20 protein-coding genes are annotated in these 25,374 nt (G+C 57.2%); 7 read left to right on the top strand and 13 right to left on the bottom strand.

Annotation, left to right across the window (positions count from 1 at the left end):
- Positions 1–19: 19 nt before the first annotated feature.
- The 13 genes from apbC to IPM61_05320 all read right to left on the bottom strand — a co-directional run bounded on the left by apbC (position 20) and on the right by IPM61_05320 (position 15,383).
- Positions 20–1,153 carry an iron-sulfur cluster carrier protein ApbC gene (gene apbC, locus IPM61_05380; GenBank protein MBK8910744.1) on the bottom strand — a complete coding sequence of 378 codons (1,134 nt, stop codon included), beginning with the start codon at positions 1,151–1,153 and terminating at the stop codon, positions 20–22.
- Positions 1,154–1,327: 174 nt separating this feature from the next.
- Positions 1,328–1,903, bottom strand: coding sequence for a hypothetical protein (locus IPM61_05375; GenBank protein MBK8910743.1), 576 nt, complete (start codon positions 1,901–1,903; stop codon positions 1,328–1,330).
- 476 nt (positions 1,904–2,379) lie between these two features.
- Positions 2,380–3,441: a DNA polymerase III subunit delta gene (gene holA / locus IPM61_05370; protein ID MBK8910742.1), complete on the bottom strand. Its 1,062-nt coding sequence runs from the start codon at positions 3,439–3,441 to the stop codon at positions 2,380–2,382.
- 107 nt (positions 3,442–3,548) lie between these two features.
- Complete coding sequence (locus IPM61_05365; protein MBK8910741.1) at positions 3,549–4,925, bottom strand: hypothetical protein; 1,377 nt, start codon at positions 4,923–4,925, stop codon at positions 3,549–3,551.
- A 1,031-nt stretch (positions 4,926–5,956) separates the two neighbouring features.
- Entirely contained in the window at positions 5,957–7,087 is a 1,131-nt protein-coding gene (locus IPM61_05360; protein ID MBK8910740.1) for a glycosyltransferase family 9 protein, read from the bottom strand.
- A 154-nt stretch (positions 7,088–7,241) separates the two neighbouring features.
- A complete protein-coding gene (locus IPM61_05355) occupies positions 7,242–8,030 on the bottom strand; it encodes a hypothetical protein (protein MBK8910739.1) in 789 nt (262 codons plus the stop codon).
- A gap of 313 nt (positions 8,031–8,343) precedes the next feature.
- Entirely contained in the window at positions 8,344–9,516 is a 1,173-nt protein-coding gene (locus tag IPM61_05350) for a class I SAM-dependent rRNA methyltransferase (protein MBK8910738.1), read from the bottom strand.
- A gap of 48 nt (positions 9,517–9,564) precedes the next feature.
- Positions 9,565–10,461: a CPBP family intramembrane metalloprotease gene (locus IPM61_05345; protein MBK8910737.1), complete on the bottom strand. Its 897-nt coding sequence runs from the start codon at positions 10,459–10,461 to the stop codon at positions 9,565–9,567.
- Between the two features lie 86 nt (positions 10,462–10,547).
- Complete coding sequence (locus IPM61_05340) at positions 10,548–11,582, bottom strand: glycosyltransferase family 4 protein (protein ID MBK8910736.1); 1,035 nt, start codon at positions 11,580–11,582, stop codon at positions 10,548–10,550.
- Positions 11,579–13,036 carry a polysaccharide deacetylase family protein gene (locus IPM61_05335; protein MBK8910735.1) on the bottom strand — a complete coding sequence of 486 codons (1,458 nt, stop codon included), beginning with the start codon at positions 13,034–13,036 and terminating at the stop codon, positions 11,579–11,581. The genes IPM61_05340 and IPM61_05335 overlap by 4 nt, the downstream gene beginning before the upstream one ends.
- 145 nt (positions 13,037–13,181) lie before the next feature.
- Positions 13,182–13,526 carry a hypothetical protein gene (locus tag IPM61_05330; GenBank protein ID MBK8910734.1) on the bottom strand — a complete coding sequence of 115 codons (345 nt, stop codon included), beginning with the start codon at positions 13,524–13,526 and terminating at the stop codon, positions 13,182–13,184.
- An 84-nt stretch (positions 13,527–13,610) separates the two neighbouring features.
- Positions 13,611–15,032, bottom strand: coding sequence for a UDP-N-acetylmuramate:L-alanyl-gamma-D-glutamyl-meso-diaminopimelate ligase (gene mpl / locus IPM61_05325; GenBank protein ID MBK8910733.1), 1,422 nt, complete (start codon positions 15,030–15,032; stop codon positions 13,611–13,613).
- Positions 15,033–15,137: 105 nt separating this feature from the next.
- Positions 15,138–15,383: a hypothetical protein gene (locus IPM61_05320; GenBank protein MBK8910732.1), complete on the bottom strand. Its 246-nt coding sequence runs from the start codon at positions 15,381–15,383 to the stop codon at positions 15,138–15,140.
- A gap of 189 nt (positions 15,384–15,572) precedes the next feature.
- On the opposite strand from IPM61_05320, the gene IPM61_05315 reads away from it, so the two are divergent.
- The 7 genes from IPM61_05315 (at position 15,573) to IPM61_05285 (ending at position 25,369) form a co-directional block, all read left to right on the top strand.
- Complete coding sequence (locus tag IPM61_05315; protein MBK8910731.1) at positions 15,573–16,127, top strand: AAA family ATPase; 555 nt, start codon at positions 15,573–15,575, stop codon at positions 16,125–16,127.
- Positions 16,081–19,176 carry a hypothetical protein gene (locus IPM61_05310; GenBank protein MBK8910730.1) on the top strand — a complete coding sequence of 1,032 codons (3,096 nt, stop codon included), beginning with the start codon at positions 16,081–16,083 and terminating at the stop codon, positions 19,174–19,176. The genes IPM61_05315 and IPM61_05310 overlap by 47 nt, the downstream gene beginning before the upstream one ends.
- Before the next feature lie 111 nt (positions 19,177–19,287).
- Positions 19,288–21,573 carry a PBP1A family penicillin-binding protein gene (locus IPM61_05305; protein MBK8910729.1) on the top strand — a complete coding sequence of 762 codons (2,286 nt, stop codon included), beginning with the start codon at positions 19,288–19,290 and terminating at the stop codon, positions 21,571–21,573.
- A gap of 34 nt (positions 21,574–21,607) precedes the next feature.
- Positions 21,608–22,588, top strand: a complete 981-nt coding sequence (locus IPM61_05300) for an ROK family protein (protein MBK8910728.1) — start codon at positions 21,608–21,610, stop codon at positions 22,586–22,588.
- 11 nt (positions 22,589–22,599) lie between these two features.
- On the top strand, positions 22,600–23,937 hold the full coding sequence (locus tag IPM61_05295) for a family 43 glycosylhydrolase (protein MBK8910727.1): 1,338 nt from the start codon (positions 22,600–22,602) through the stop codon (positions 23,935–23,937).
- Between the two features lie 276 nt (positions 23,938–24,213).
- Positions 24,214–24,876, top strand: a complete 663-nt coding sequence (locus tag IPM61_05290; protein ID MBK8910726.1) for a hypothetical protein — start codon at positions 24,214–24,216, stop codon at positions 24,874–24,876.
- 109 nt (positions 24,877–24,985) lie between these two features.
- On the top strand, positions 24,986–25,369 hold the full coding sequence (locus IPM61_05285; protein ID MBK8910725.1) for a hypothetical protein: 384 nt from the start codon (positions 24,986–24,988) through the stop codon (positions 25,367–25,369).
- Positions 25,370–25,374 lie beyond the last annotated feature (5 nt).

Raw genomic sequence — 25,374 nt, 5'->3', positions numbered from 1 at the left:
GCAATGCCGAGCGGCAACCTTAGTTTGGTTGCATCAGCTGAATCGTGAGGGGCTGCGCTTGTTCGCCGATGTTGGTGATGGAGACTTGCGCCGCCATTTGCCGGGCAATCTGCCGAATGCTCTCCGCCGTTTCCGACTCGGGATTGCGCACCACCAGCGGCTTCCCTTCATCCCCACCTTCGCGCATTTCCATCACCAACGGAATCTCACCCAGGAACGGGACGTTCATCTCGGCAGCAGCACGTTGTCCGCCGCCGTGCGAGAAGATGTCGTACCGTTTGCCGGTGTCGGGGGCGATGAAATAGCTCATGTTTTCGATAATCCCCAGCACCGGAACCTGGACCCGTTCAAACATCCGCAAGCCTTTGCGTGCATCGGCCAGGGCAACGTCCTGTGGGGTGGTGACGATCACCGCGCCGGTGAGGGGGATGGATTGCGTCAGTGTCAGCTGAATATCGCCGGTGCCGGGGGGAAGGTCGAAGATGAGGTAATCAAGCTCGCCCCATTCAACATCGGTCATCAACTGCTTCAGCGCGCCGGCGGCCATTGGCCCGCGCCAGATTACCGCTTGGTCGGGGTCAACAAGAAATCCCAGCGAGATCACTTTTACGCCGTAGGCTTCCAGCGGGGCAATTTTCCGCTCGCCGTTGGTGTTCTCATAAACGTAGGTTTGCTTGCCGTTCAAGCCGAACATCAGCGGAGCCGAAGGGCCGTAGATGTCGGCATCAATCAGCCCAACCCTCCCTCCTTCCTGGGCCAGTGCCACCGCTAAATTCACCGCCACGCTTGATTTCCCAACCCCCCCTTTCCCAGAAGCCACTGCGATGGTGTTTTTCACTTCAGGAAGGATGGATGCTCGGCGCGCGGCCGTGGGCGAGGTGACGCGGCTGGTCATCTGAATCTGAACATCTTCGGCACCCAGTTTCCGAAGGGCTTGTTCAGCTTCTTCTTTCATCTGGTCTTTCACCGGGCAGGCTGGGGTGGTGAGTTCTATCACAACGGCAACGCTTGTTCCGGTGATCTGGATATTCTTCACGAACCCAAGCGAGACGATGTCGCGCCGAAGGTCGGGGTCGTTAATCGCCGAAAGGGCTTGGCGGACAGCTTCTTCGGTGATGGTTTGTTTGCTGCTTGTTGAGTTGAACAGTCCCATGGGCAATGCGAATAATTGGTTGAAGCAAACTTAACCATCACACCACCCAACGGGTCGCCGCGAAACATGAACTTACAGGGGGAAGGGTTGTGGGGAATAGGAGTGGCGCAAAAGAAACGGCCCGACAGCAGTTTGCGCTGTCGGGCCGTTTGTCATCAGGATAGATGCTGGCGGTTATGCGTTCTGCAACTCCGCGTGATACTTGATGCTGTTAGCTTGGTAGGCCAGCACACCCAGTGCCCAGGGGTGGGCAACGCCAAGCATCGTGTAGGTTAGCAGCACGATCGTCTTGGAGGGATCGTCGGGGTGGTCGCTTAGCTTCATCGTGTAGAGCGACGGGAAGAAGCCGCTAACGCTTGGGTCGGCAATTTCCACATCACTGGCGGTGAATTCGGCCAGTGGCATGTTGACCATCACCTCGCCGATACGATCGAAGACCACTCCATTCATCACGCGGTGGATGATAAACCGCCCACCTTCATCGGAACCGAAGGAGTTCAGGTAGGAGAGTCCTGCAAAGATCGGGTGGTGGCTGAAGAACTTTGCGACGGTTCCGCCAGCAACCTCCCAGATTTTTTCCCGCGAGGCGTTAACCTCCACTTGAACAGCAATGGTTTTTTCCGGCATATCCAGCCGGTTCATCAGCTCGTTCAGGGTCTGCGTCATGTGTTCCTCGTTGACGCTGATCTGGCCGTAGCGGCGGCCATTGATGTCCTGAACCTTACTCGGATACTTATATGTGTATTCCATGATTGTACCTCTCCTTAGCGTAGCGTGCCAGTTAGCAATGGTTCCTCGTCATTTTCAGCAAACTCTTGGCGTTGGTGTCATCATTATCGCTACCCCAGTGTAGCCCTGCCATTCGTGTGCCATTTCAATCTTGCGGTGTTGTTCATCTCCAGATCGCGCAACTATCTATACGAGATGTCCAGCACAGTAGTTGACGGAATTATTACATTCCTGTAACCGAATCAGTAGCCCAGCGAACCGCAAGGTTGAATGGCGAAATAGCGATGGTTTTTCAAGGGTTTGTCGTCTGTTTTTTGATGTCGTGAATTTTTTACACGAACCATGACGAAATTTCCCGGAGGAGTTTTATTGCTCCCCTAAAGTAAATTCTTTACTGTACCTCCCTCTTCCTACTATTACCCTTTTCACAAACGGTTGTTACGGTGGTTCTGGATTTCTGCACTGTCACGGTGTGTGCGCTGGTGGCAACCCGCTCCTTATCGCCGCTCGCGATACGGCATGACATTTTTCCCCTGGGTAATCGAGGCCAGCAGCATTTGCATGATGATGCTTCCCGAGATGCTGGAGGATTTCAGCAGGATATCGGCCTGCATCAAGGCTTCGAACGCATTCCGCAAGTGGTCCATAGGGTATCGCTGCAAAGCCGCCAGATATTCGTTTAAGAAAAATGAGGTGATGCCAACCGCACGTGCCATTTCATGCTGATCCCGGGTGCGGGCACGAAGCTCGGTTAATCGCCACAGAATGGTGAAGTAGCGCGTCAGCATCGTCAGAATAAGCTGCTCCGGTTCCCCTGCGCGCAGCATCCGCTCGGCGATTTCCGATGCAAGGCTTGCGTTCTTGGTTCCCAATGCTTTCTGAAGTTCAAAGATGTTCCATGTTTTGGAGGTCCCCACCACCGTCCGCACATCGTCAACAGTGATGCTTTTTTTCCCTTCAACGTAAGTAAACAGCTTTTCAATCTCATTGCTAATAATGCGTAAGGATCCGCCGGCATAACTCACGAATAATTCAACAGCATCCGGGGTGATCTCCTTCCCACGCTTGCGAATCCTCTCGGCGGTCCATGATGGAAGCTCGCGGTCGTAAATCTTTTTGAATTGAACACTGGCGGCGTGTTCGGTGATAAGGTTATACGGTGCTTTTGGGGTCTTCCCTTTTAGCACATCTCCAGTGGCTGCGGTTAGCACAAGTGTGGTGGAGGGGGAAGGGGAGGCGATATATCGGGCGAATGGGGAGGTTGGGTCGGGTTTCCCGCGCAGGCTAAATGTGCGGTCAATGTCGCGCACCACAACAACGCGGCGATCGGCCATCAGCGGGTAAGCCACGGCACGCTCCACAACTTCTTGCAGCGTGACTTCCGTTCCGTGTAAAAGGTCAAAATTGAAGCTGACGGTAGATTTATCCACCGATCGCTCAATGATTTCCTCCACGGCCTCATCAATCAAAAACTCTTCCTCCCCAAACAAGAAATATAACGGCTCAATTTTCCCATGCCGTAGCTGGGTTGCTAAACTTTCGGAGGTAACGATTGCCATGATAGTGTACCAGTGTAAAGGAGGCTCAATATACCGAAGCCTTCCAAACAACATGGGCATCTTAGCAATCTGCTAAGATGCCCATGCATTGTTAACTCTCGGTTCCTCTATCCTTCTGCCGAAGGCTCGGACGATTCACCTACTGATAGGGCAGCATTCTTCTTTGCTCCCCGTTTGCCTCTGGTTTTTGTTACGGCAATTTTTTTCTTCTTCCCAGCACCGCGTGGTTTTGGTGCCGGGCGCGTGGCCGAAGCGGCTTCCGGCGGAGCTTCTACCGAAGAAACCTCAACCATGGCAACCGGCTCGCTTGGTGCTGCATCAGCATTTTTCTTTGGGCGGCCGCCGCGTCCCTTTTTCGGTGCAGCAGGAGTATCGGAAGCAGCAGCTGCATCAGCGTTTTTCTTTGGACGACCGCGACGACCTTTTTGTGGTGCGGCAGGAGCATCGGCAGCGGCAGCTACGTCAGCGTTTTTCTTTGGACGACCGCGACCTTTTTGTGGTGCGGCAGGAGCATCGGCAGCGGCAGCTACGTCAGCATTTTTCTTTGGGCGACCGCGTCCCTTTTTCGGTGCGGCAGGAGCATCGGCAGCGGCGGCATCAGCATTTTTCTTTGGGCGACCGCGACGACCTTTTTTCGGTGCGGTAGGAGCATCGGCAGCGGCAGCATCAGCGTTTTTCTTTGGGCGACCGCGACGACCTTTTTTCGGTGCGGCAGGAGCATCGGCAGCGGCAGCATCAGCATTTTTCTTTGGACGGCCTCGACCTTTTTTCGGTGCGGTAGGAGCATCGGCAGCGGCAGCATCAGCGTTTTTCTTTGGGCGGCCGCGTCCTTTTTTCGGTGCGGCAGGAGCATCGGCAGCGGCAGCATCAGCGTTTTTCTTTGGGCGACCGCGTCCCTTTTTCGGTGCGGCAGGAGCATCGGCAGCGGCAGCTACGTCAGCATTTTTCTTTGGGCGACCGCGACGACCTTTTTTCGGTGCGGCAGGAGCATCGGCAGCGGCGGCATCAGCGTTTTTCTTTGGGCGACCTCTGCGTTTTGCAGATGCTTTTTTGGAACCCCTACGTTTCTTTGTCCCAGCAGCGGCTGGTTCGGCGGTTGCCGCAGCAGCAGAGCTGGTGGCTCGTGCTTCTACCGTAAGCAAGCCTTCAATAATTCGATAGAGGTTAAGGGATAGGGAAGCACTTCCTGCATCAATAATCCGTTGCGAGGCGGCTACGCCAGCGGTGCCTAAGCTGCGGACATTGCTAATAATCTGCGCAACCTCTTTGGCTCCCATAAATTCGGTAACCACACCTATTGTGAGCGGGTGACCGCTGTTCGTGTAGGTGACAAAAACATAATTGCCGGAATTCTTTGTAGGGAAGGAGGAAATAGGTGAGGCGGGGGTGGCGTGAATCGTTTCCATCAATGACCCGATCATTGAGATCATTTGGGTCCCAAGCTCGGCTGCGAGCGCTGCCTGACTCCCGTTCAGTGATGCCATGAGCAATATCCTGCGTGATTAATTTGGATGTGCTGCGAAATACCTTTCGCATTGAACGGGCGCAAATATACAGAAAGGAATTTCAGAAATAGCCAGAGAAAAATTACCCGCATGAAATTTGTGACAATCGCCGATGTATTCTTTCTGGGTTATGGTCATTGTTGCGGGTGCTTTTCAAAGCGCCGAAAAATCCGCTGTGCTCATGTCCGTTCGCCTGGTTATTTGGAATAAAGGTGGATATGGCGAAGGATTTTTGCGCGAAATGCTTGCTATGCCATCTTCATCGGCAGGAAATTCCCAATAGATTCTTAGCACCGGAATCACAAATTATTGGTGGTGGGCAAGGCGATCATCTGAATTGCGCAATCGCGAATTGGCACCCACGTTCCAAATCCGTTGTCACAGTTGGTTGTTGGTTCCGTCATCAAGGCAACGCTGCATGGGGGAAGGGCAACCACAGAGCAACGCCAGCCAGCGATAACAGCAGTCCCCCCTCTCCTTCTTTCAGGGCTGCAATCAGTTGGAACCAAGCGCGTCAGTGGTGCACCAATAATTTGCTTGCAAGGGTTCTCCGATAAGCCCTAAATTTTCCATCAGCCCATTCACAACAAGATGATTCCGTTCCATGATCGAGACAGGGGAAGATGCGCTATGAGAATATCACGATCTGCCGCTATGGTTTTTCTGGCCGGTCTGTTGGCTGCGGCATTGACGCAGGATGCCTCTGCTGCCGGCGGAGGTGCAGGTGCAAAGGTTGTCTATCCCAACCCTTTCACCGAAGGAACAGTTTTTCAACTTTCGATGCCGAACGATGCACGCATCCGCATTAGCGTTTATGATTTATTAGGGAAGCCAATCCGAACCCTGTTCGAAGGAATTCACCCAAAAGGGAATTACGACGTTCCCGGGATGGAAACGACGAAACCGGAAAACCAGTTATCCCCGGAATGTATATCTGCGTGCTGTTTTCGGAGAACGTCGCGGTGAAATCGGTGAAGGTGATAAAGATTGCCGCCTGACCCCCACTTTCGCTATCGTGAAGCAGAGTTGAGCAGCGAATGAATTGCGGCAACAACCTCATCGGCAGTGATCGCCATCATGCAGGTGTCGTTCGGACGGATGCAGTGCTGCTGGCTGCATGGGCTGCATGGAAAAGAATGGCTGATGGTGCGCGTGTGGTCCCCAATCGGGTGAAAAACATCCGCATAACCAGGCCCAAACAACCCAACCGTTGCGGTTCCTACCGCCGAAGCAATGTGCATCATCCCACCATCGGAAGCCAGATAAATCTTCGCTTGCTGAAGCACCGCTGCCGTTTGGCGCAGCGATAGCTTCCCCGATAGATCAACCGGATGGAGTTCCTGCAGCAACTGCGTTAACTCCCCCCCCCTTTCCCGCTCCTCCGGCGAACCGATCACCACAATTTGCATCCCCGGCTGCTGCGCCAGCCCCCGCGCCACTGCGGCAAATCGCCCAAGCTCCCATTCCTTCAGCCGAGTAGATGCCCCAGGATGAACCACCGCAAATGGAGCCACAACCCCACGCTCCCGAAGCAATGCCAATGCTTGCTCCCGTTCCTCCACGCTTACCACGTAGGTCAGCCGTTCAATCTGTTGGGGGAAAATGCCAATCGGTGCAAGGGCATCCCACAGGAGTTCGGTTTCGTGGCGTTTTGGGCGGGTCGTTTTTTTTCGGGCACGCCACTCCTTCCACTGCGCCCTGCCACGGTCCAGGCGTGGCGTGCGGTCGAAGATTGAGGCCCGGAGAATCGCCCAATCATCCCGCAATGAAATAATCAAATCTGGCTTCCAACCTTGCAGCGAATTCATTGCATCGCGCAAAGGAATTGGCTGCGTATCCCAGCGGATAAATTTTTTGCTGTTGTAGCGGACGACACCATCAATGTCGGGGTTGTTCCGCAGCAACTGTTCGCTCCAGATGCCAACGGCAATCGTGATCTCCGCTTCCGGATATCGCCCCCGGATTGCCCGAATCGCTGGGGTGGCCATCAGCACATCACCCATGTGGTCCGGTTTGTAGATAAGGATGCGTTTCGGGTTCTGCGGAATCGGGCGGCGATAACCAAGCCATGAAAGAAATGCCGCAACGGCGAACAGAGGCGGGTCGTTCCGTAGCAGCCAAAGAAAACGGCGGACGTTCATGGAATAGCAGTAACTCCCATCAGAAATCAGAATTTTTTGCCAGCAGCAAAGTACGGATAAAATGAAGGAAGCAGGTCGTTGCCGGCAACCTGCTTCCTTCATGCGATCTATGATTCAGAGATAGCGTGTGCTATCCCGCCTAAGCCTACGTTTTTCAAACCCCGCCAGTGATTACCCTTGCCTGCTTCAAGTCTATCAGATATTCCTTCCCATCCAGCAGCAAGCGGGCTGTTGCCGAGTCGTTGAAGATCACCGTTCCCGTCACCGATAACGTCCCGTGCGTGCTGCCGGCGGAAATCGCAACATCGCAACGGCCAGAGAGGGATGGCATGGTGGAAGGGGTGTACGATTCAACCGCCAGCGATGCAAGGGTGATCTTGACGGTGACATCGTGATAGCTGGCCGTGCTGTTGGCAAGCACCGTTGCGTCGCCATCCACGATATGCTCCCCCGAAATCTGGTATCCGTCGGCTGTGCGTGCAATCTGTATGGACTCCGTCAGCTCCGTTTGAAGCGTCAAATCTCCGTTGCGGTAGGTTCCTTGCCCGGTGGAAGCGGCTACGATGCTGAATGTGTCATGATTGCCGGCTGGCCTCATTGGGGTTACGGTGTAGTTCCGTTTCCACTCGCTCATGGTGTCCACGTAGTTCCGCTCGAACCGCACGGCGTTGCTGCTGGCTGGCGTGCTTCCGGCCATTCCAACCCGGTGGATGTTTGCTGCCGGAAGGTGAAGGGTGGCTTGAAGCGCGTCAATCGAATCGGCGTTGGTGGCCGATAAAAGGTCTTGAAGATCGGCAACCAACCCGTGGCTTTTTGCCCCGACAACGCCCGCCACAATTGCAGCCATATCGCTCCCTTCACTCCCGGTTGAAGGGGCCGGCGCTTGGTCGGCGCAACCTGCTATCAAAGCAGTAATGCAGATGAAAAGAAGAATGTGGCGCATGGTTTGCTCCCGTTGTTTAAGTGACCCAAGGTTTGGTGGCGGGGTAACGATACCCTGTGGTGTTGGATACGTAACGGATGGAATCGCGGATGGGTTAGCGATACCTCCCTCTCTTTCCTGTATCCTCCTTTCTCTCTCTCTCCAACAAGGCTTCGCAACAACCATTGTGCCAACCACCTTGGCTGCCAAAGAAACCCGCGTGCAGAAGAAGAAGTTACAGGGCTGAACCCGCACCAACGTGGCGGCGCGTCACTGGCCGTGAAGGCTGGGGGAGCTTGGGAAAGAACGGAGCAAAAAAATGAGATGTACCGGGCTATCCCACGCGCAGGATCACGCCGTGCAGGTACCCCGTCTCCGGCATTGCCGGATGCACCGGATGGTCAGGCGAAGCCCCGCGCTCTTCAAGGATGACGCACTCGCGCCGGGACTTCCGCAACGCCTCCCGAACCATCTCCAACAACGTGTCGCGGGTGATGTGGTGCGAGCACGTGGCAAGGAACGCAACGCCATCCGGCGCGGTAACTTGCACGGCAAGGCTGAACAACTCCACATACCGCTTCCGCGCTGCGGCGATATGTTTTTTTGACCGAGCAAACGGCGGCGGATCGGCAATCACGGCGGCGAACTGCTCCCCCTGCGAACGGCGGTCGTGCAGCTCGCTGAACACATCGTTCTCACGCCCCTGAATCTGCGCAAGGTTGTTCAGCATGCAGTTGGATTGCAACGAACGAATCGCTGCTGCCGAGCTGTCCACGGCAATCACCCGTTCCGCGCCGGCATCCGCTGCGTGAAGCGCGAACCCTCCATCGTTGCAAAACAGGTCCAGCACCTGCCCCGCCCCCATGAATCTCCGCATGGCGATTCGGTTGGTTCGCTGGTCCAGATACGCCCCCGTTTTTTGCCCGCCAAGCGGATCCATTTGGTAGCGGATTATTCCATCGCTGATCTGCTGAACATCGGCGGTGCCGCGAACCAGGCCAACCCGCTCGGGCAATCCTTCCAGCACGCGAAGCTGATGGTCGTTCCGCTCAACAACCCCGCTTACCCCTTCAATCTCCATCAAGGCATCGAACAGCAGGTCGCGCCGCGCCTCCATCCCTGCGGCGGCAATCTGGACCGACATCACTTCGTTGAACCGGTCAACAATCACCCCAGGCACGCCGTCCGATTCGGAGTGAAGAAGGCGGTAGGTGGACGATCCCGGGAAGAGCATTTCGCGCAACCGAAGCGCACGCCGGATGCGGCTGCGGAACCAATCGCCATCAAGGGGAACATCCTCCCGGTCAATAAGGCGTGCGGCAATCAGGGAGTTCGGGTTGTAGATCGCCACCCCCATCAGCTTCCCCGCTGCCGAGCTTACCCGCACCACATCGCCCCGCCCCGCCGAACTATCAACCGTTTGAATTTCGTTGCTGAAAACCCACAGATGACCGTTGAGCAACCGGCGTTCTTCCCGAGGTTTTAGCGTGAGTGTTGGTGTGGACATGGTGTGTTGTAAGGTTCCTGAACCGAGAGTTTTACTGGATCGAAAATTTCACACGGGAGCATTCGGCTCCGCTGGTTGCATCTTGCGGAACCACAGAATCACCAGAACAAGAATCACCATTGCCACCGCCGCCCCGGGAAGGCTTTGCAGGAACAACTCGGTGGTGATTGCTGGCGGCTTCTGAAGCTCCGGCGGCATTTCCCCCACCGCCGATAAGCCCATGATGGTGACGGCGTTGAACATTGCGTGGCCAGTAATTGCGGGGATAATGCTTCCGGTTCGTTCGGTGACAAATCCCAGGAAGCAACCAAGCCCCAGCAACGGAAGAAACGCCAGCGGCTGGAAATGAAGCCCCGCAAACAACAGCCCACTAAGCAGGATTGCCCCCGCCGGACGCAATGCCTGGCGGAACAACCCTTGCCCAAGCCCGCGGTACAACGCCTCCTCGCTCAGGGCCGGGATCAACGCGCCAATGGCGATGGAGATCAGCAGTCCCGTTGGTGTGTCGGAGGCCAGAAGCAGGCGGTAGGTGCTTTCGGTGTTTTCCTGCGCGGACTTCAGCGATGCCAGAATGTCGGGCGGGATCAGGTAGAGTTCTTGGGCAATCAGCACCGTTTGCAGCAGCGGCCACAGCGACACCATCGCAATCCCCATGGCAAGGTAGCTGAACGGAGGCCCAGGGCGCAGCCGCAGCGATTGCTCAACCGGACCGACGGCGTACCGCGCCAGCATCACCGTTGGGGCAAGCATCAGCAGAAGCTGGGCAACGCCAATCATCACCCGCGCCAACGTTCGGTTGGCCGGGTTCTGGGCATCCAGAATCAAAAAAAAGGACCCGGTTAAATGGAGCAACGTGCAACCAACGATTGCCACCACCCCAAGCAACACCGGATGCATCATGCCACCCCGGTGGGATTCTCCATCCATCAACTCTGGCTGATTCATATCTGCTGCAAGAAGGGGAACAATGGGGAAATGGATTGCATGATCCTTTGTGAATCTGATGATGCGGGATTTGCCCACGGGTGCGATTACGCCGCCACCACTTTCTGATACGCCTGCAGCGTCAGCTGGCCCACCCGCTTCCACGAGTATTCCGCCGCTATTCGCTGGCGTAGCGTGGTGCTGGGTGGGGCGGCAAGCGCGGCGTTGATGCCGTTGGCGATTGATTCGGTGGAGTTCGGGTTCACGTACCTTCCTTCCTCCCCAAAGTAATCGCGGGTGCCGCCATGCGGGGTGATTACCACATTGGCCCCGGCAAGCGCGGCCTCCAACGCGGCAATCCCAGGCGTCTCGAAAAAAGAAGGGAGCGCGAACACCGGCGCGGCAGCGTAGGCCGAGGCCAGCAGCTCGGAGTCGTTCGGCAGGCCTTCGATGATCTGAACTCTCGGGTTCTTTTTTGCCAGCTGCAAGCAGCGGTCGGCATACTCCCCCCGGTGGATTTTCCCGATCAACACCAGCGGCGCATCCACCCTTTCCATCGCCTTCAATAATCCCAACACATTTTTCCGAAGCGAGCCAATGTGCCCAACATTCAGCACCGGGTTGTGGATGCCGTATTCCCGAAGAAACAGTTCCGGCGTTGCATCGGCAAAGCGCAGATTGACCCCGTTCGGCACAACGTGAACGTGGCGCGCGTCCACCCCAAACCCGTTGGTGATGATCTCCGCCTCGGCACTGGTGTTTGGCAGCACCCCGTTGGCGGCGCGGCAGACCGCTGCGGAAATCCCGAAGTCCGTTCGCAGGCCGCTGACCGCACGTTGCAGCATTCGCTCGGCTTTCAGCACAAGCCGAATTTGGCGCGGGGAGCGGAGCGTGAAGAAGATGGAGGAAACAACGAACGGCATCCCAAACTGCCGCAACCGCATGGCGATGTCGTACGACATCAGGTTTGCGCCGAACAGGTGGACAAGGTCGTACTTCCCTGCTTCGAACGGTTCCCATTGGTTGAACCACTCCACCCGTACCCCCAGCGCGGAAAGGGCGTGCGCGGTTTCTTGGGCCTGGACCCACGGCCCCCCCGCCACCAGCCGGACGCTTTGTTGCGCGATGAAGCAGACCCTCATTGGCGAAGCCTTGTTAAAGCATCTTCCACGGAATGGAACAGCATTTTGAAGTTGTAGCCCCGCGTCGGCGGTGGCTTGTCTGGAAGGTGGTTTGCCCGGTCCCAGGCGATCTCATCAAGGGGAAGGGTTGCGGTTGCCGCCACCAACGTCCGGTTCTCCAGATTGTGTTCAAGGTTTAGCATCAGGTCCTTGGGGCCATTGTGGGTTTGCACCGATAGCACTCCGTTTTCGATGCTGGCTTCCACCCGTGCTTTGCTCCGTTGGATCCACCACTCGGCGTAGCTTCCCATGGTGATTACCGGGATCTTCCGCTGGCAAACTTCCGTGAACACCGCTTCGGTTACGCCCCATTGTTGGTGCGTTGGATGGTCGTAAAAAATGATCGGCTCGCCACTATCAACCTTCGATGCCAATGCCTGCTGGTAATGCTGGATCATCTGCCCCGGCGTTGCGCCAACCCTGCGGAAGTTCCCCGGCGAAACCGGATGAATGGGAACCTGCAGCACTCCCCCAAACTCCTTCCGCCAATCGTGCCACGGGTGGAACGGGAGGTCATCGTACGCCAGGGAAAACTCGCTGGAGTAGAGGAATCCGCAATCGGCCACAGCGTCGGCAAGACCCGGGTTCCAGAAGCCGTTTGGGGCGGCGAACCCGCGTGGGGAAATCCCTTGCTGGCCCAACAGCGCGATTGCCCGCCGGATATTCTCCACATTCTTCCGATACCCCCTGAAGGTTCGGTGGCGGTGGCAATGCACCCCAATCTCATCCCCTTCGAACTCCGCAAATCTTTCTATCCAACCTTCGTGCGCTTCGGTGTGAAGAAACCACGTAATCGGCACGTGGTAGCGTTGCGAACGGTGGTGCAACTGCTCAATCTGCTGGCGTGTGCCGTGGTCGCTGTCAATCCGGTAGCAGAAGATTGTGGGGGCGTTCCCGGGGAACCTCCATCGCGTGGGGAACGGAAGGGAACGCAAGGCATGAAGAAGCGCAAGCTGGCGATGGATTCCCCTGCGGTGGAACCCCTTGTTCGTGCTGGCCAGAATCTCGCTTGGAAGCACCCGAACCACCGGGGCGGGAAGCAGTTGCCGCCTGGCGTGGGTGCTGGTTATCAGCCTTCCAATGGCCGCGCCGCAGGCCGTCAGGTATCCCTCTCCCACCCGCTGAAATTGCGTTGCCGGTTCTTCAATCAACGCCCCGCGTTGACGCAGCGCGGCGGCGGCCAAGTTCCGCAGCTCCATCCCCTCTGCCAGCACCGCCCCGCCGTGATTGAGATACTCCATCAGCCTATTGGCCGCAGCGGCGGATAGCTTCCCGTTGGCAACAATGGCACTGTAGCGGGCGGGGGAACGATCAGCATCAGGCGGGATGATTTCCCAAATGGCTCCGATCTGCTCCAACAAAATCTCCCACCCCGGATCGGAGGAAAGAAGCCCTATGGTGAGGTTCTGCTGCATCGGCTTATGGTTGGCGAAAGATACCGTGGCGATTGCTCTGGAAACCACAGGAGAGATCGCAGGAGAAGCCACCCGGGAAGGCATTCATGCAACAGTGGCAACGCCCCTTTTTCACAACATCAAGCGGCAGTGATGGAAGCACGCCTTACCCCCACTTCGTTGGCGAGAAGCCAAGCTGGCGGTCCGGCTCTTTCATTAACACCACGACGGTGGAGGTGCGGTTGATGGTGAAGGTGGATTCCCGCTCGGTCCAGCCTTCGCTTAGCGCGGCGTTCACGGCGGCAATGCCGGTGTCGTCGCCGCCGGAGCGAACAAGCAGCGCACGCCGCGAGCGGTCGCTCCCTTCTTTCAGTATCAGCATCAACGCGCCGTCCTCGGTCTCGGGGTTGCCAATGCGAACCGCTTCGGCAATTTTCCAGCCGCTGTTGAGCAGTTGGTTTGCGCGGTCAAGATCGGCGTTTGCGTTGCCTTGTATCAGGAATGCTTCCATGTCTCGGTTATTCGGTTGTTGGTGATTGAATGGCCGGTTGCTGGCCAATCGTTGGCGGCCAATCGGCAGCGATAAGCCATGCCGTTATTCGTTTTCAAGCAAAGGTTCTTTCCGGTTGTTCAGGGCCGCCGGCAGCTTCGCGTGGATTCCGCCAAACCCGCCGTTCGACAGGGTGATAAGAACATCCCCCTGACGCGCATTGTTGGCAACGCATTGCACAATCTCATCCACCGTGGGAAGGTAGTAGGCGGTGATTCCTTGCTGGCGCAAGTCGTCCATCACTTGCTCGGGCCGCAGCCGTTGGTCGGGCGGAAGGTCGTGCAGGCGGTCCACCTGTGCCAGCACCACCAGGTCGGCATCGCCAAAGCATTCGGCAAGCTCGCGCTGGAAAACGCTGCGGCGGGTGGTGTTGCTGCGTGGCTCAAAAATGGCCCAAAGCCGCTGCGACGGATGCCGCACCCGCAACGCCCGAAGCGTCTGGCGAATGGCCGTTGGATGGTGCGCAAAATCGTCGTAGATCGTCACCCCGGCGTGCTCGCCCTTCCGCTCCAACCGGCGTTGGGTGTTGGTGAACGTGCTCATCCCCTGGTTGATTTCCTCCCAACCCAGCCCCAGCCACTGGGCAATCACCGCCACCCCAAGCGCGTTCCGCACGTTGAACTCCCCAAGCAGTGTGCTCCGCAATCGCGCTTGCAGCTGGCCGTCGCGCAGAAGGTCGAAGCTGGTGCCGTCGGCATCGTAGGCGATGTTGGCAGCGCGCCACCGGCATCCATCCCCCAGGCCGAACGTCTCCACCGTGGTGAAAGCATTGGCCACCACGCTGGTGGCGTTTGGGTCGTCGCCGTTGACGGCAATCACCCCGTTCCCGGGGACCGTGTTCACCAACCGGCGGAACGAGAGAAGGATGTCATCAAGCGAAGAGAAAATATCGGCGTGGTCGAACTCAATGTTGTTAATCACCAACGCCGTGGGAAGGTAGTGGGCAAACTTGGACCGCTTGTCGAAAAATGCGGTGTCGTACTCATCGCCTTCCAGCACCACGTGGTGGCTTTCTGGGCGGTGCTGCCACCCCGCGCTGAAGTTCCCGGGAACGCCGCCAATCATAAAATTAGGGGAACGCCCGGCGGACTCCAGCACCCACGCCATCAGCGATGACGTGGTGGTTTTGCCGTGTGTTCCGGAGAGCACAATCGAGGTTCTTCCCTGAATCACCTGCTGCTTCAGCAACTCAGGAAGCGAGGTGTAGCGAAGCCGTTGGTTCAGCGCGGCCTCCACCTCGCTATTCCCACGCGACATCCGGTTGCCGATCACCACAAGGTCGGGGGCGGGGTCAAGATTTTGCGGTCCGAAGCCGCTCATAATCGCAACGCCAGCATCGGCCAGCAGGGTGCTCATGGGGGGGTAAACGTTCTCATCGCTTCCGGTCACGGTGTGGCCCAGGGCACGCATCATCAAAGCCACGTTCCCCATTGCCGTGCCGCAGATGCCGATAAAATGGATGTGCATTGTGCGATAATCGGATGATTAATGATGGCCGCAATATAGCTCCGCAGCATGGCCGCCGCTTCGTTGCTGGGGGGCTTGGCAACCGTGCGTTACGGGTGGGGCGTTTCAGGCCACTGCCGATTGGGTGTCCCGGAAATCCCCGGGGTCTTGCTCCCCCTCTCCGTCGGTTGTTTTGGCGTTGCTTGCGGAGGAAGTCACGGAGAGGGGGTGGGGGGGTGAGGTTGGGTAGGAGCGGGCGGCATGGCCTTGCCGCCGCGCCCCCCTGCTTCGCCGCAAGCGGCTGCGCGTCCCCCCAATGCTGGGGGGAAGTGGTTTCTGCGATGAACGGTTGTTCGCTGCTGCCCGGGTCATCGCCTGCCAGCCCCTCCCCCAGCATTGGGGGAGGCGGGGAGGGGGCTTGCTGCGGTGGCGGCATCGTAGGCTTCGCCGCCCCTACTCTGGATTTGTATATTGCCCCGCGTGGCCACGCAACAACGGCGTGGCCCGAAGGTCGCTACTCTCTCTCTCCGTCTCACCATTCTTCTTTTCCATTGCTGCACCATGCGTCCCATTACTTTGGAAATCACTGGGTTCCATAGCTTCCGCCAGAAGCAAGTCATCAAGTTCGACCACCTGTTGGCCGATGGATTGTTCGGAATTTTTGGCCCCACCGGAAGCGGAAAATCTTCCATCCTTGATGCCATCACCCTGGCCTTGTATGGCAATGTCCACCGGACTGGGTATGGCATTCAGGGAATCATGAATAAGCAAGAAACCAATGCCTCCGTTGTCTTCACTTTCGAGATTGGCAACGGAGCCGAACGCCAACGCTACACCGCCGAGCGCCACTTTGTCCGAAAAAAAGAAGAGACCCAAGTCCGCAGGCTACGGCTGACGCACCACACCCCCGAATGCGACGTTGTGTTGGCCGAAAAAAAAGGGGAGGTGGACCAAAGCAATCCAAAACATCATTGGCCTAACCCTTCAGGATTTCCGCCATGCGGTGATGCTTCCGCAAGGGAGATTTGCCGACTTCTTGGCCCTAACCGGATCGCAACGTGGCGAGGTTTTGCAACGCTTGTTCGGGTTGCAGCAGTATGGCGAGCAGTTAGATAGAAAGCTAAAAAAACGGATGGATGCCATTGGCATCGAGCAAGCCGAACTGAGTGGTGGGCTGGCGCAGCTGGACCAGTTCAACGACGAAGCTCTTGAGCGATGCAAGCGCGACCTTGACGAAGCAACTGCCGCCCGCACCGCCGCCCAGCAAGCCCTGGGCATTGCAACGGAGCGGGCCGCCGCCGCCGCCGAGTTGCTGACCCTTCTTGAACGATTATCGGAAACGGAGCGGGCCGCCGCCGCGCTGCCGGAGCAGGAACTGTTGCTTGGCCGCCACCATGCCGCCCGCGACCGTGCCCAACGCGCCCAGCATCTGCGCCAGCCGATTGGCAACGCAGCGGAAGCACGCAAACGCCACGCGGAGGCGTTGGAGGAGTACAACGAATCGGTGGAGAAAGTGCGTGCGCACCAGCCAAAACTTACCGCCGCCCGCGACCGATGGAGCCGCGCAGCGGAAGCATTCGAAGGCCAAGAGCAACGGGAAGACGTTGTTAAACAACTCAACGGATTGAAGCAGAGCAAGGAGCGGCTGCAACGGGACCTTGGCGAGCTGCGGAAACGGAAAGATCTGCTTGACGAGGCAAGCAAGCAGGTGCAAGCAAGGGAGCAGGCACGCCAGGAAGCCGAAGCCAAAAAAATGGAAACGGAGGAGCGCGCCAAGCAAGCAACCCAGCAACTGAAATCGCTGGAGATTAGCCACCAGCAGCAGGCGCAAATAACATTGCTGCGCCAGCTACTCTGGAAGCGCACCGAGGCCGCCACCCAGCTGCACCATCACCAAGCCGAGCTTGAACGAACCCAGCACCAACGCACCGAATTGCAGGCGAAGGAGCAAGCCGCGAAACAGGAGCTTGAGAAGCTAAGCGCGGCAGCCAACAACACCAACCAGCAGCGCGATGCGGCGCGGGAACGGGAGCGCGAGCTGGGCGAAACTTTGCAGAACCTTCGGGCAACCCACAGCCAGCTTACCGAGGCACGCTCGGTTCTCCAAACGCTGAATCTTCATGGGCTTCAGGAGCAAGCCGCTGCATTGGAAACCAAGCTGGCGGAGCTGCGCCGGAACCACGCGACGCAGGAACCCGAGGTCTCGCAAGCCGAATCGAACCACTTGGCTGCCCGGAGCCGGCGCGAGGAATTGCAGCGAAGGATGGGGCTTGCCGCCGCCGCGCTCCATCTGCACGATGGTCAGCCATGCCCGCTTTGTGGCGCACTGGACCACCCCGCGCCGTATCGCCCCGAAGAAGGTGAGCAAGGGGAGCTTCAGGAACGGCAGGGGGAGGAACTGCGTTGTGAGAAGATCTGGAAAGAAGCGGCGGGGAATCTTCAAAAACTGGATCGTGAAATCGCCGCCGCCGAATCGAAGTTGCAGCAACTCCATCAGGACATTGCCCGCGCCGGAACCACAGCCAACAAGGCGATGAGCGACCTTCGCGAAGCCCTTTCCCGGCATCCAGAACCGATTGCCGTTCCTTCCCCCGATAATCTTGAATCGGCGATTGCGGCAATCACCCAGCGTGGCGAGGAAGCAAAGCTGGAAAAAAGCAGAGCAGCCGAAAACCTGAAGCAGATAGAGGCGCAGGCCGCCAACAACGAGCAAGCTCTGAACCAAAAAAGCAGCCAGTTGGCGACCATTGGCGGGGCATTGGCCAGCATCCACACCAGCCACCAGCAGCAATCCCAAAAAGTGGCGGACCAAACGCGCCAGCTTCAGGCAATCAGCCAAGAACTGCAGCAGCACGCTGGCGACAGATCCATTGAGGAAGTGGAGACCGAGCTTGTCAAGCTGGCCGAGCGGGAGAAGGCCGCCGCCGATCTGAAAAAAAAGTGCGAGGAGATAGAGGCGCAACGCAAAACCGAGCAGGCCAACCATGACACAGCCCGCGAAGCCGAAACCGCTGCCAAGCTGCGCCATGCCGCTGCCGAGACCGCGTGGAATGGCTTGTTGACACAGGTGGAGCAAGCCAAGAAATTTATTGGAGAGGAGTTCCAGAAGCTGGTCCCCAACCGTGCCGCTGGGGAGACGATTGAACGCATTGCCGAGGAGCGGGAAGCGGAGCTGAAGCGAATCGAGAAAGAACACTCCGAAGCCAGAATGGAGTACGAGTCGGCGCAGTCGGCACAGCATCTTCTTAGCGAGGCCAACGACAAGTGCTTCAACAAACGTTGCAAGGCCGAGCAGGAGCGCGACACCTTGAACGCCGCCTGCCGCGCGGCGATTGCCGAGCAAGGATTTGCCAGCGAGGAGGAGGCAACAGCGGCGTTGTTAGAACCAGCCGAGATTGGCCGATTGGTCCAGGAGATCACCACCATCGAAGGCCATATCCGCGAGGTGAGGAAACAGGAGGCGGAGTTGCGCGAGCAAGTTGGCGGGCGAACAATCACCCACCAGGAAGTTGAGCAGCTTCGGGAGGCGCAGAGGATTGCCCAGGAGGAGGCAAACAACGCAATTGGCCAGGCCGGCGGGGCACAAAGCAGGTTGGAAGAATGCCAGGAACAGAACCAGCTGTGGCATCAGCAGCAAGCACGAAGCAGCGTGGTGGGCGAACAAATGGCCACGATTCAGCAGTTGGGGAAATACCTTCACAAAAATCAGTTTGTGAACTATCTTGCCAACGAGCGGCTGGACGACGTCTGCCGCCGTGCCACCCGATTGCTGGAATCGTCAACCAATGGCTTGCTTGAACTCCGCAGCGATAAGGAAAGCGGTTTCTACATCATTGACAACTGCAATGGCGGGATCCGTCGCGAGGTCAATTCGTTATCGGGGGGGGAAACGTTCCTTGTCTCCCTTTCCCTTGCCCTGGCCCTTAGCGACACCATCCAGCTTGGCCACGCGCCTTTGGAGTTCTTCTTCCTTGATGAAGGATTCGGAACGCTGGACAGCCAGCTGCTTGATGCGGTGATGAACGGGCTGGAGCGGCTCCGTTCGCCGAACCGCGCAATCGGCATCATTTCCCACGTTCAAGAGCTTCGCCAGCGCATCCCCCAAAAACTGATCGTTACCCCAGCAACAACCGAGCGTGGGACAACAGTGGAGTATGACTTCTAAGGCAGCAGGGGGCAGCCAAACAGCAAGGCCGATAGACCTGCGTGGCGGCAGGATGCTGGGGTTCCAAGCATCAGCGCGTGCAATTTTTTAACCGATTTCCAATAACCGACAATGGCTTCTGATACACCAACATCTTCTGGAATACGCGGCTCCTACTTCCGCTCGGCGATGGGCATCACCCTGGTGGTGGGGGCGTTCCTTCTGTTAGTGGCTGGGGTGTTTGCCGTGGAAATTTTCAGCGGCCTTCCCGACCTTGAGGAGCTTGAGAACCCACGCCCCGATCTCTCCACCCGCATCTACAGTGCCGACGGCCAGCAGTTGGACCAGTTTTTTGTTCACAACCGAACGTATATCACCTTCGATTCCATCCCGCCCAACTTCATCCACGCGCTGATTGCTACCGAGGACCAGAAATACTACGACCACTGGGGGGTGAACCTTGAGCGGATTATCAAGGCAATGGTGAAGAACATCCTTTCGATGAACCTTACCAAAGAAGGGGCCAGCACCATCACCCAGCAGCTTGCCCGAAACCTCTACTTATCGCAGGAGGTTTCGATGACCCGCAAACTGCGCGAGCAACTAACCGCTGTCCAGATTGAGCGCACCTACACCAAAGATGAAATTCTGGAGATGTACGCCAACACCGTCTATTTTGGGCGCGGGGCGTACGGGCTGCAGGTGGCTGCCGAAATCTACTTTGGCAAACGCCCGATTGACCTTTCGCTGGACGAGTGCGCCTACCTTGTTGGCGTGTTAAAAGGGCCGGAGAATTACGACATCGAGCAGCACTACGACCGCGCCATCGAGCGGCGCAACACCGTGCTGGCATTGATGCAGGAAGTGGGCTACATCACCGGAAGTGAGTACAGCAAGTTCTCCGGAATCCCAATCAAGCTGGCAAAACGGAAGCGCGTGCCGAACGTTGCCGGGCATTTTGTGGAGGCAGTTCGCCAAATCCTTTCCAAAGAACCGAAGCTGGAAGGCTACAACCTGTACCGCGACGGCCTGGTGATCTACACCACGATTGACAGCCGGATGCAGAAGTACGCCAACCAAGCCGTGCGCGAACATCTGGAAGGTTTCCAACGGCAGTTTGAAGGAAGCTGGAGCTGGCGCGGGCGCGAGCGGTTGCTGCGGCAAATCACCGAGCGTGCCGCACGCAACACCGAGGAATACAAGGCAGCGGTGAACGATGAACACCGCGCAAAAATCTTGAAAGCCTTAACCAGCCGCCCAGACTTCATTGATTCGGTGAAGAAAGAAGCAATCCAAATCGAGACCGGGTTTGTGGTGATGGAAGCAAAAACCGGCTACGTTCGCGCACTGGTTGGCGGGCGCGACCCTTCCAGCGGAATGGGGCTGAACCACGTCACCCAAATCCGCCGCCAGCCTGGGTCCTCCTTCAAACCATTCGTCTATGCTTCGGCACTGGAGGAAGGGATGAACCCAAACTCTGGAATCTCGGCAGGAACGTTCGTCTATCGAATGCCCGGCGGCGAAACATGGCAGGTGCTGGGAAATTCCGGCGGAGCTTTGACGCTCCGCAGCGCGCTGAAATTCAGCGTCAACTCCGTTGCTGCCCGCTTGATCTGCGAGCGAACCACGCCGGCAAAAGTGGTGCGCTTGGCAAAAAATATGGGGATTAAATCCCCCATTCCTGAGCTTCCCTCCATTGCCCTGGGGAGCGCCGAAGTCACCCCGCTGGAGCTTACCGGAGCCTACACCGCCTTCCCCAACGATGGCGTAGCGGTGGAGCCGATTCTGGTGACGAAGATTGAGGACCGTTGGGGGCGGGTGATCTACCAAGCGCCGCGTGTGTTGCACGAAGCCTTGCCGGCAAAAATCGCTGGGCAGATGGTCTCGATGATGCGCGGCGTGGTGGATGGCGGCACGGCAAGCTCCATCCGCCAATGGTTCAACTATCCCGCAGCCGGAAAAACCGGAACCACAAACGATTTTGCCGACGCGTGGTTTGTGGGCTACACGCCGGAATTGGTGGCGGGGGTATGGATTGGCTTCGACGATCATCGAATTAAGTTTACCGGGTGGTATGGCCAGGGGGGGAAAGCCGCCGCGCCAATTTGGGGAAGGTTCATGGCCATGGTCTATAAGGACGACCGCTTGCCGTACGACGTGCGCGAGTTTAGCGGCGTGGCGAAAGGATCGGCCGGCGGGGGGACGCTAACCCCGGGCGATGCCCCAATCGAAAACTCGGCCCCGCCAAGCGATGTTCTGGGAACCGATGCCACCGAAGACCCCGCCGGCCAGACCTCGACCGAAGGGGGCGACAAACCATCCGCTCCGCCCCAGGGCGACCCTCAAGGCACTGTTGACAAGGACAAAGCCCTATCCCCCAGCAACGACAAAGATTTTGGCGGGGAGAAGCCGAAGTAATGCCAACGTTTTCCCCTGATACCAAAGCAACGCTATGCCGAACAACCTGATTCTGGCCTTCGACATTGGTGGAACAAAGCTGGCAGTGGGGATTGCGCAGGCCGAGCCATTCCGCGAAACTGGAGTGTTTGATGAGTTGGTGAAAGAACCGGTTCCTTCCCCGGGAACGCCCGCCGTTGTCATCCAGCGGTTGATGGAAATTGGCGCAGGGCTGCTGTCCAACGCCCGGGGCCAGCTTGCGGGGATCGGCATCTCCATCGGTGGACCGTTGGACCACGTTGCCGGGACGGTTCTCAACTTCCCGCATCTTCCCAACTGGTTGGATATCCCCCTTCGCCAGCAGCTTTCCGAATCCTTCGGGGTCCCCGCGCTGTTGGATAACGATGCCAATCTGGGCGCGCTTGCCGAGCACCGGCTTGGCGCGGGGAAGGGGGCGGCCAACATGGTTTATCTCACCATCAGCACCGGAATTGGTGGCGGCGTGATACTGAACGGGATGTTGCACCACGGGGTGGCTTCGGGGGCAGGGGAGATGGGGCATATCACCGTGCAAACCGATGGCCCGCGTTGCCCGTGCGGCAATCATGGATGCTTGGAAGTGATGGCAAGCGGAACCGCGATTGCACGCCGAGCCAACGAAGCATTGGCCCGCTATCCCATGCGTGGCGGATTGCTTCGCCAGATGCTCTCCAACCCGCAATCCCCTGCCACTCCCCAGCAAGTGTTTGCCGCCGCCACCGCCGGCGACGAGCTTGCCGAAGAAATCTGGGAGGGAACCGCGAAGTACTTGGCGATTGGGATCGGAAGCATCATCCACGTGCTGGCTCCAGAGGTGATTGTGCTTGGCGGAGGAGTGGTGCAAACTGGGGAGGGATTGCTGGGACCGGTGCGCCGTCACCTTGCGGATCATGTTTTCTACATTCCTCTCCGCTCCATCCGCCTGCTTCCGGCAGCGCTTGGCCACGACAGTGCGGTGATTGGCGCGGGCCTGCTTGCAACCGAACTACTAAGCTAAAACGATCCATCATGCCAACCTCCCACTTCGCTCTCGTTCTGCTTTTTCTGCTATTCGGCGTTGCGCAGCTTTCTGCCCAAGCCACGGACCCCGCCGCGCTCCGCAACGACAGCCTGTTGTTCCGTAAGGTGTTGGAGATTCCCAACCGCTACATCAACGACCACTGCCTGATCCGCAAGGATTCGCTGTGGCATCTGTTGTACACCACCGGCCACATCAGTAAGAAGAAATGGTACCGCGATGGCAACGAGGTCGAGATTGGCCATGCGGTCAGTCCTGATTTGCTAACATGGAGGGTGTTGCCCCCGGCATTCAGCACCGGCCCGGCGGGGTCGTTCAATGCTGGCCATGTGTACGCGCCGTACGTGATTGAGCGGGACGGGGTCTATTTCATGTTTTACACCGCAACCCCGGGGTCGCCGATGGAAGGGGAGCACCTCTGCTTGGCCACCTCAACCGATTTAACAACATGGGTGCAGCATCCGAACAACCCGCTGTTTCGCGATGCCGCTGGCCAAACAATTCGGGTTTCCGAGCGGGACCCGCATATCTATTACGATTCTGCGATTGGCTACATCATGTATTTCGTTGCGCGGCTGCGCGAGGATTCCGCAAAGGGGCGTGCGGACCAGGAGTTCAGCTGCGTGGCTGCCGCCACTTCTCCCAATTTGCTGAACTGGACCGACCGTGGCCCTGTGCTGATTCGCCGAACAAGCGGCTACGATGCCTTCACCTACATGCATCCGGAATCGCCATGCGTGATAAAAAAAGATGGACTGTACTATCTATTCTACAAAAGCGGATCGGGGATGCGGTATATCATCAGCGAAACGCCGCTGGATTTCCGCGACCGCGCCGAGTACTTCCTTTCCACGGCGCACGCCGGGGAAATTGTGGAATGGGATGGGCGGTGGTATCTCACCTCATGCAGCCGCCAAGTAAACGACATCGCCCATGCATGGAGCGACCGCACGCAGGGGATGTTCCTTGCACGGCTAACGGGGGTGGGGCTTCATCCAATGGTTGCGCGAATTCCCGACGAGCCAAAGGAGCCAGTGAAGTTTTCGATACTCCCCAACATGGCCACAAACCGCGCCACAGTCTGGCTGCGTGTGCCGCTGGGGGAGTGGTCGCTGGATGCCCCGTGCAACATCACGATGATGAATCTGCAAACGTTCAAGGTGCAATCGCTTGGCGAGGTGGTGCTTCGGCAGCGGTACAACGAATCCGGGGCAACAGGCTTCGGAATGTTTTGGATGAAGACTGCGCTGATTGATCAGGGAAGCTACCTAATCACCGTCCACCAGGGCTTGCAAAAATTCCAAGCAACGGTGGCGGTGATGCCGTAGGCGGAAGCCCCGGGCCAATCCATCCTTTCCTCCAGAATTGAGAGCGGCATCGAGTCTGTTGGCGGGATATTTCACCTCAATGTAATTCTTGCAAAGGCTGCGATTCCTGATTCATCGGGAATCGCAGCCTTTACTTTTGCCACATTTTTTTCTGCGAAAAATTGCCACCCACAGCGCCAAACCACAAGCCGTTATCGCCCAGCAGTTGCTTTGTAACCTTTCCAAAACACGTTTACTCTAACCAGTAGCACCGTAAAAAAATAAATGGAGTAAACAATGAAGCACGCAAACCAATTGCCGAAGCAAATGAAAAAAACAGGGCTGTTTATTGCCGTCATCATCGCACTTTTTGCCATGCAGGGTTGCGAGACAGAGGTTGCACCTACTTCGCCATTAGAGGGTACGGAATACACGACCCTAAAAACCGCAATGCGGAAATTATGGGGCGATCACATGCAGTGGACCTACGCAACCGTTGATGCCTTCTACCACAACCCTGATGGGCTGCAGGCACAACTTGATCGGCTTTTGCAAAATCAAAAAGATATTGGCGCAGCGATTGTGCCATACTACGGCCAAGCCGCTGGCGACGCGCTGACGAATCTGCTAACCATCCATATCCAGCAATCCGTCCCCGTTCTTACGGCTGCGCGAAACGGAGACCAAGCTGCGCTGGACAAAGCACTTAGCGACTGGTATGCAAACGCTAAAGAAATCGCCGATTTCTTGTCGGCAGCAAATCCAACACATTGGCCGCAATCAGCTACCGAACCGATGCTGGAGGAACATATCTCCACAACCACAACGTACGCTGTTGATCTGCTTCAGAAGAATTACACAAAGGCCATTGAGGATTACGACCACGCGTTTGCCCACATGATGATGCTGGCAGATGTGCTTGCTGATGGGATCGCCAAGCAATTCCCTGATAAATTTTAGCAATGAAATCTTGATTCGGCGTGATGCGCCAATGCGTCTTCCCTGATAAGAATCAGTGGCGCATCACGCGTAAACAACAACTGAACATAACCACACAAGGAATAAAACAATGGAAACCGCAAACTCGAACCAATCGCTTGCGCAAATCTTCAATTTGCTGAAATACACCTTCGTCATCGTTCCCATCGTTGCTGGGGCCGATAAGTTCACAAACTTGCTGACGAATTGGGCGCAATACATCAACCCTTCCATGGCTAATCTACTGCCATTCTCCGCTTCAACATTTATGATGATTGTGGGCGTTATTGAAATTGCGGCAGGGGTTATCGTGCTGAAAAAAACAGAGCTTGGTGGGTATATTGTTGCCGCATGGCTTACCGTTGTTGCGCTGACGCTGTTGATTGGTTTTAATCATGTTGACGTGGCAGTGCGGGATCTTGTGATGGCCATTTCCGCCTTTGCAATGGCCAAACTCTCTACAATCATCAAATAAACTGG

Source organism: Chlorobiota bacterium (assembly GCA_016710285.1).
In the GTDB taxonomy this organism is placed as follows: domain Bacteria; phylum Bacteroidota; class Ignavibacteria; order OLB7; family OLB7; genus OLB7.
Note: the sequence above shows the minus strand (reverse complement) of the source record. Positions and strands in the feature narration are given on the sequence as shown.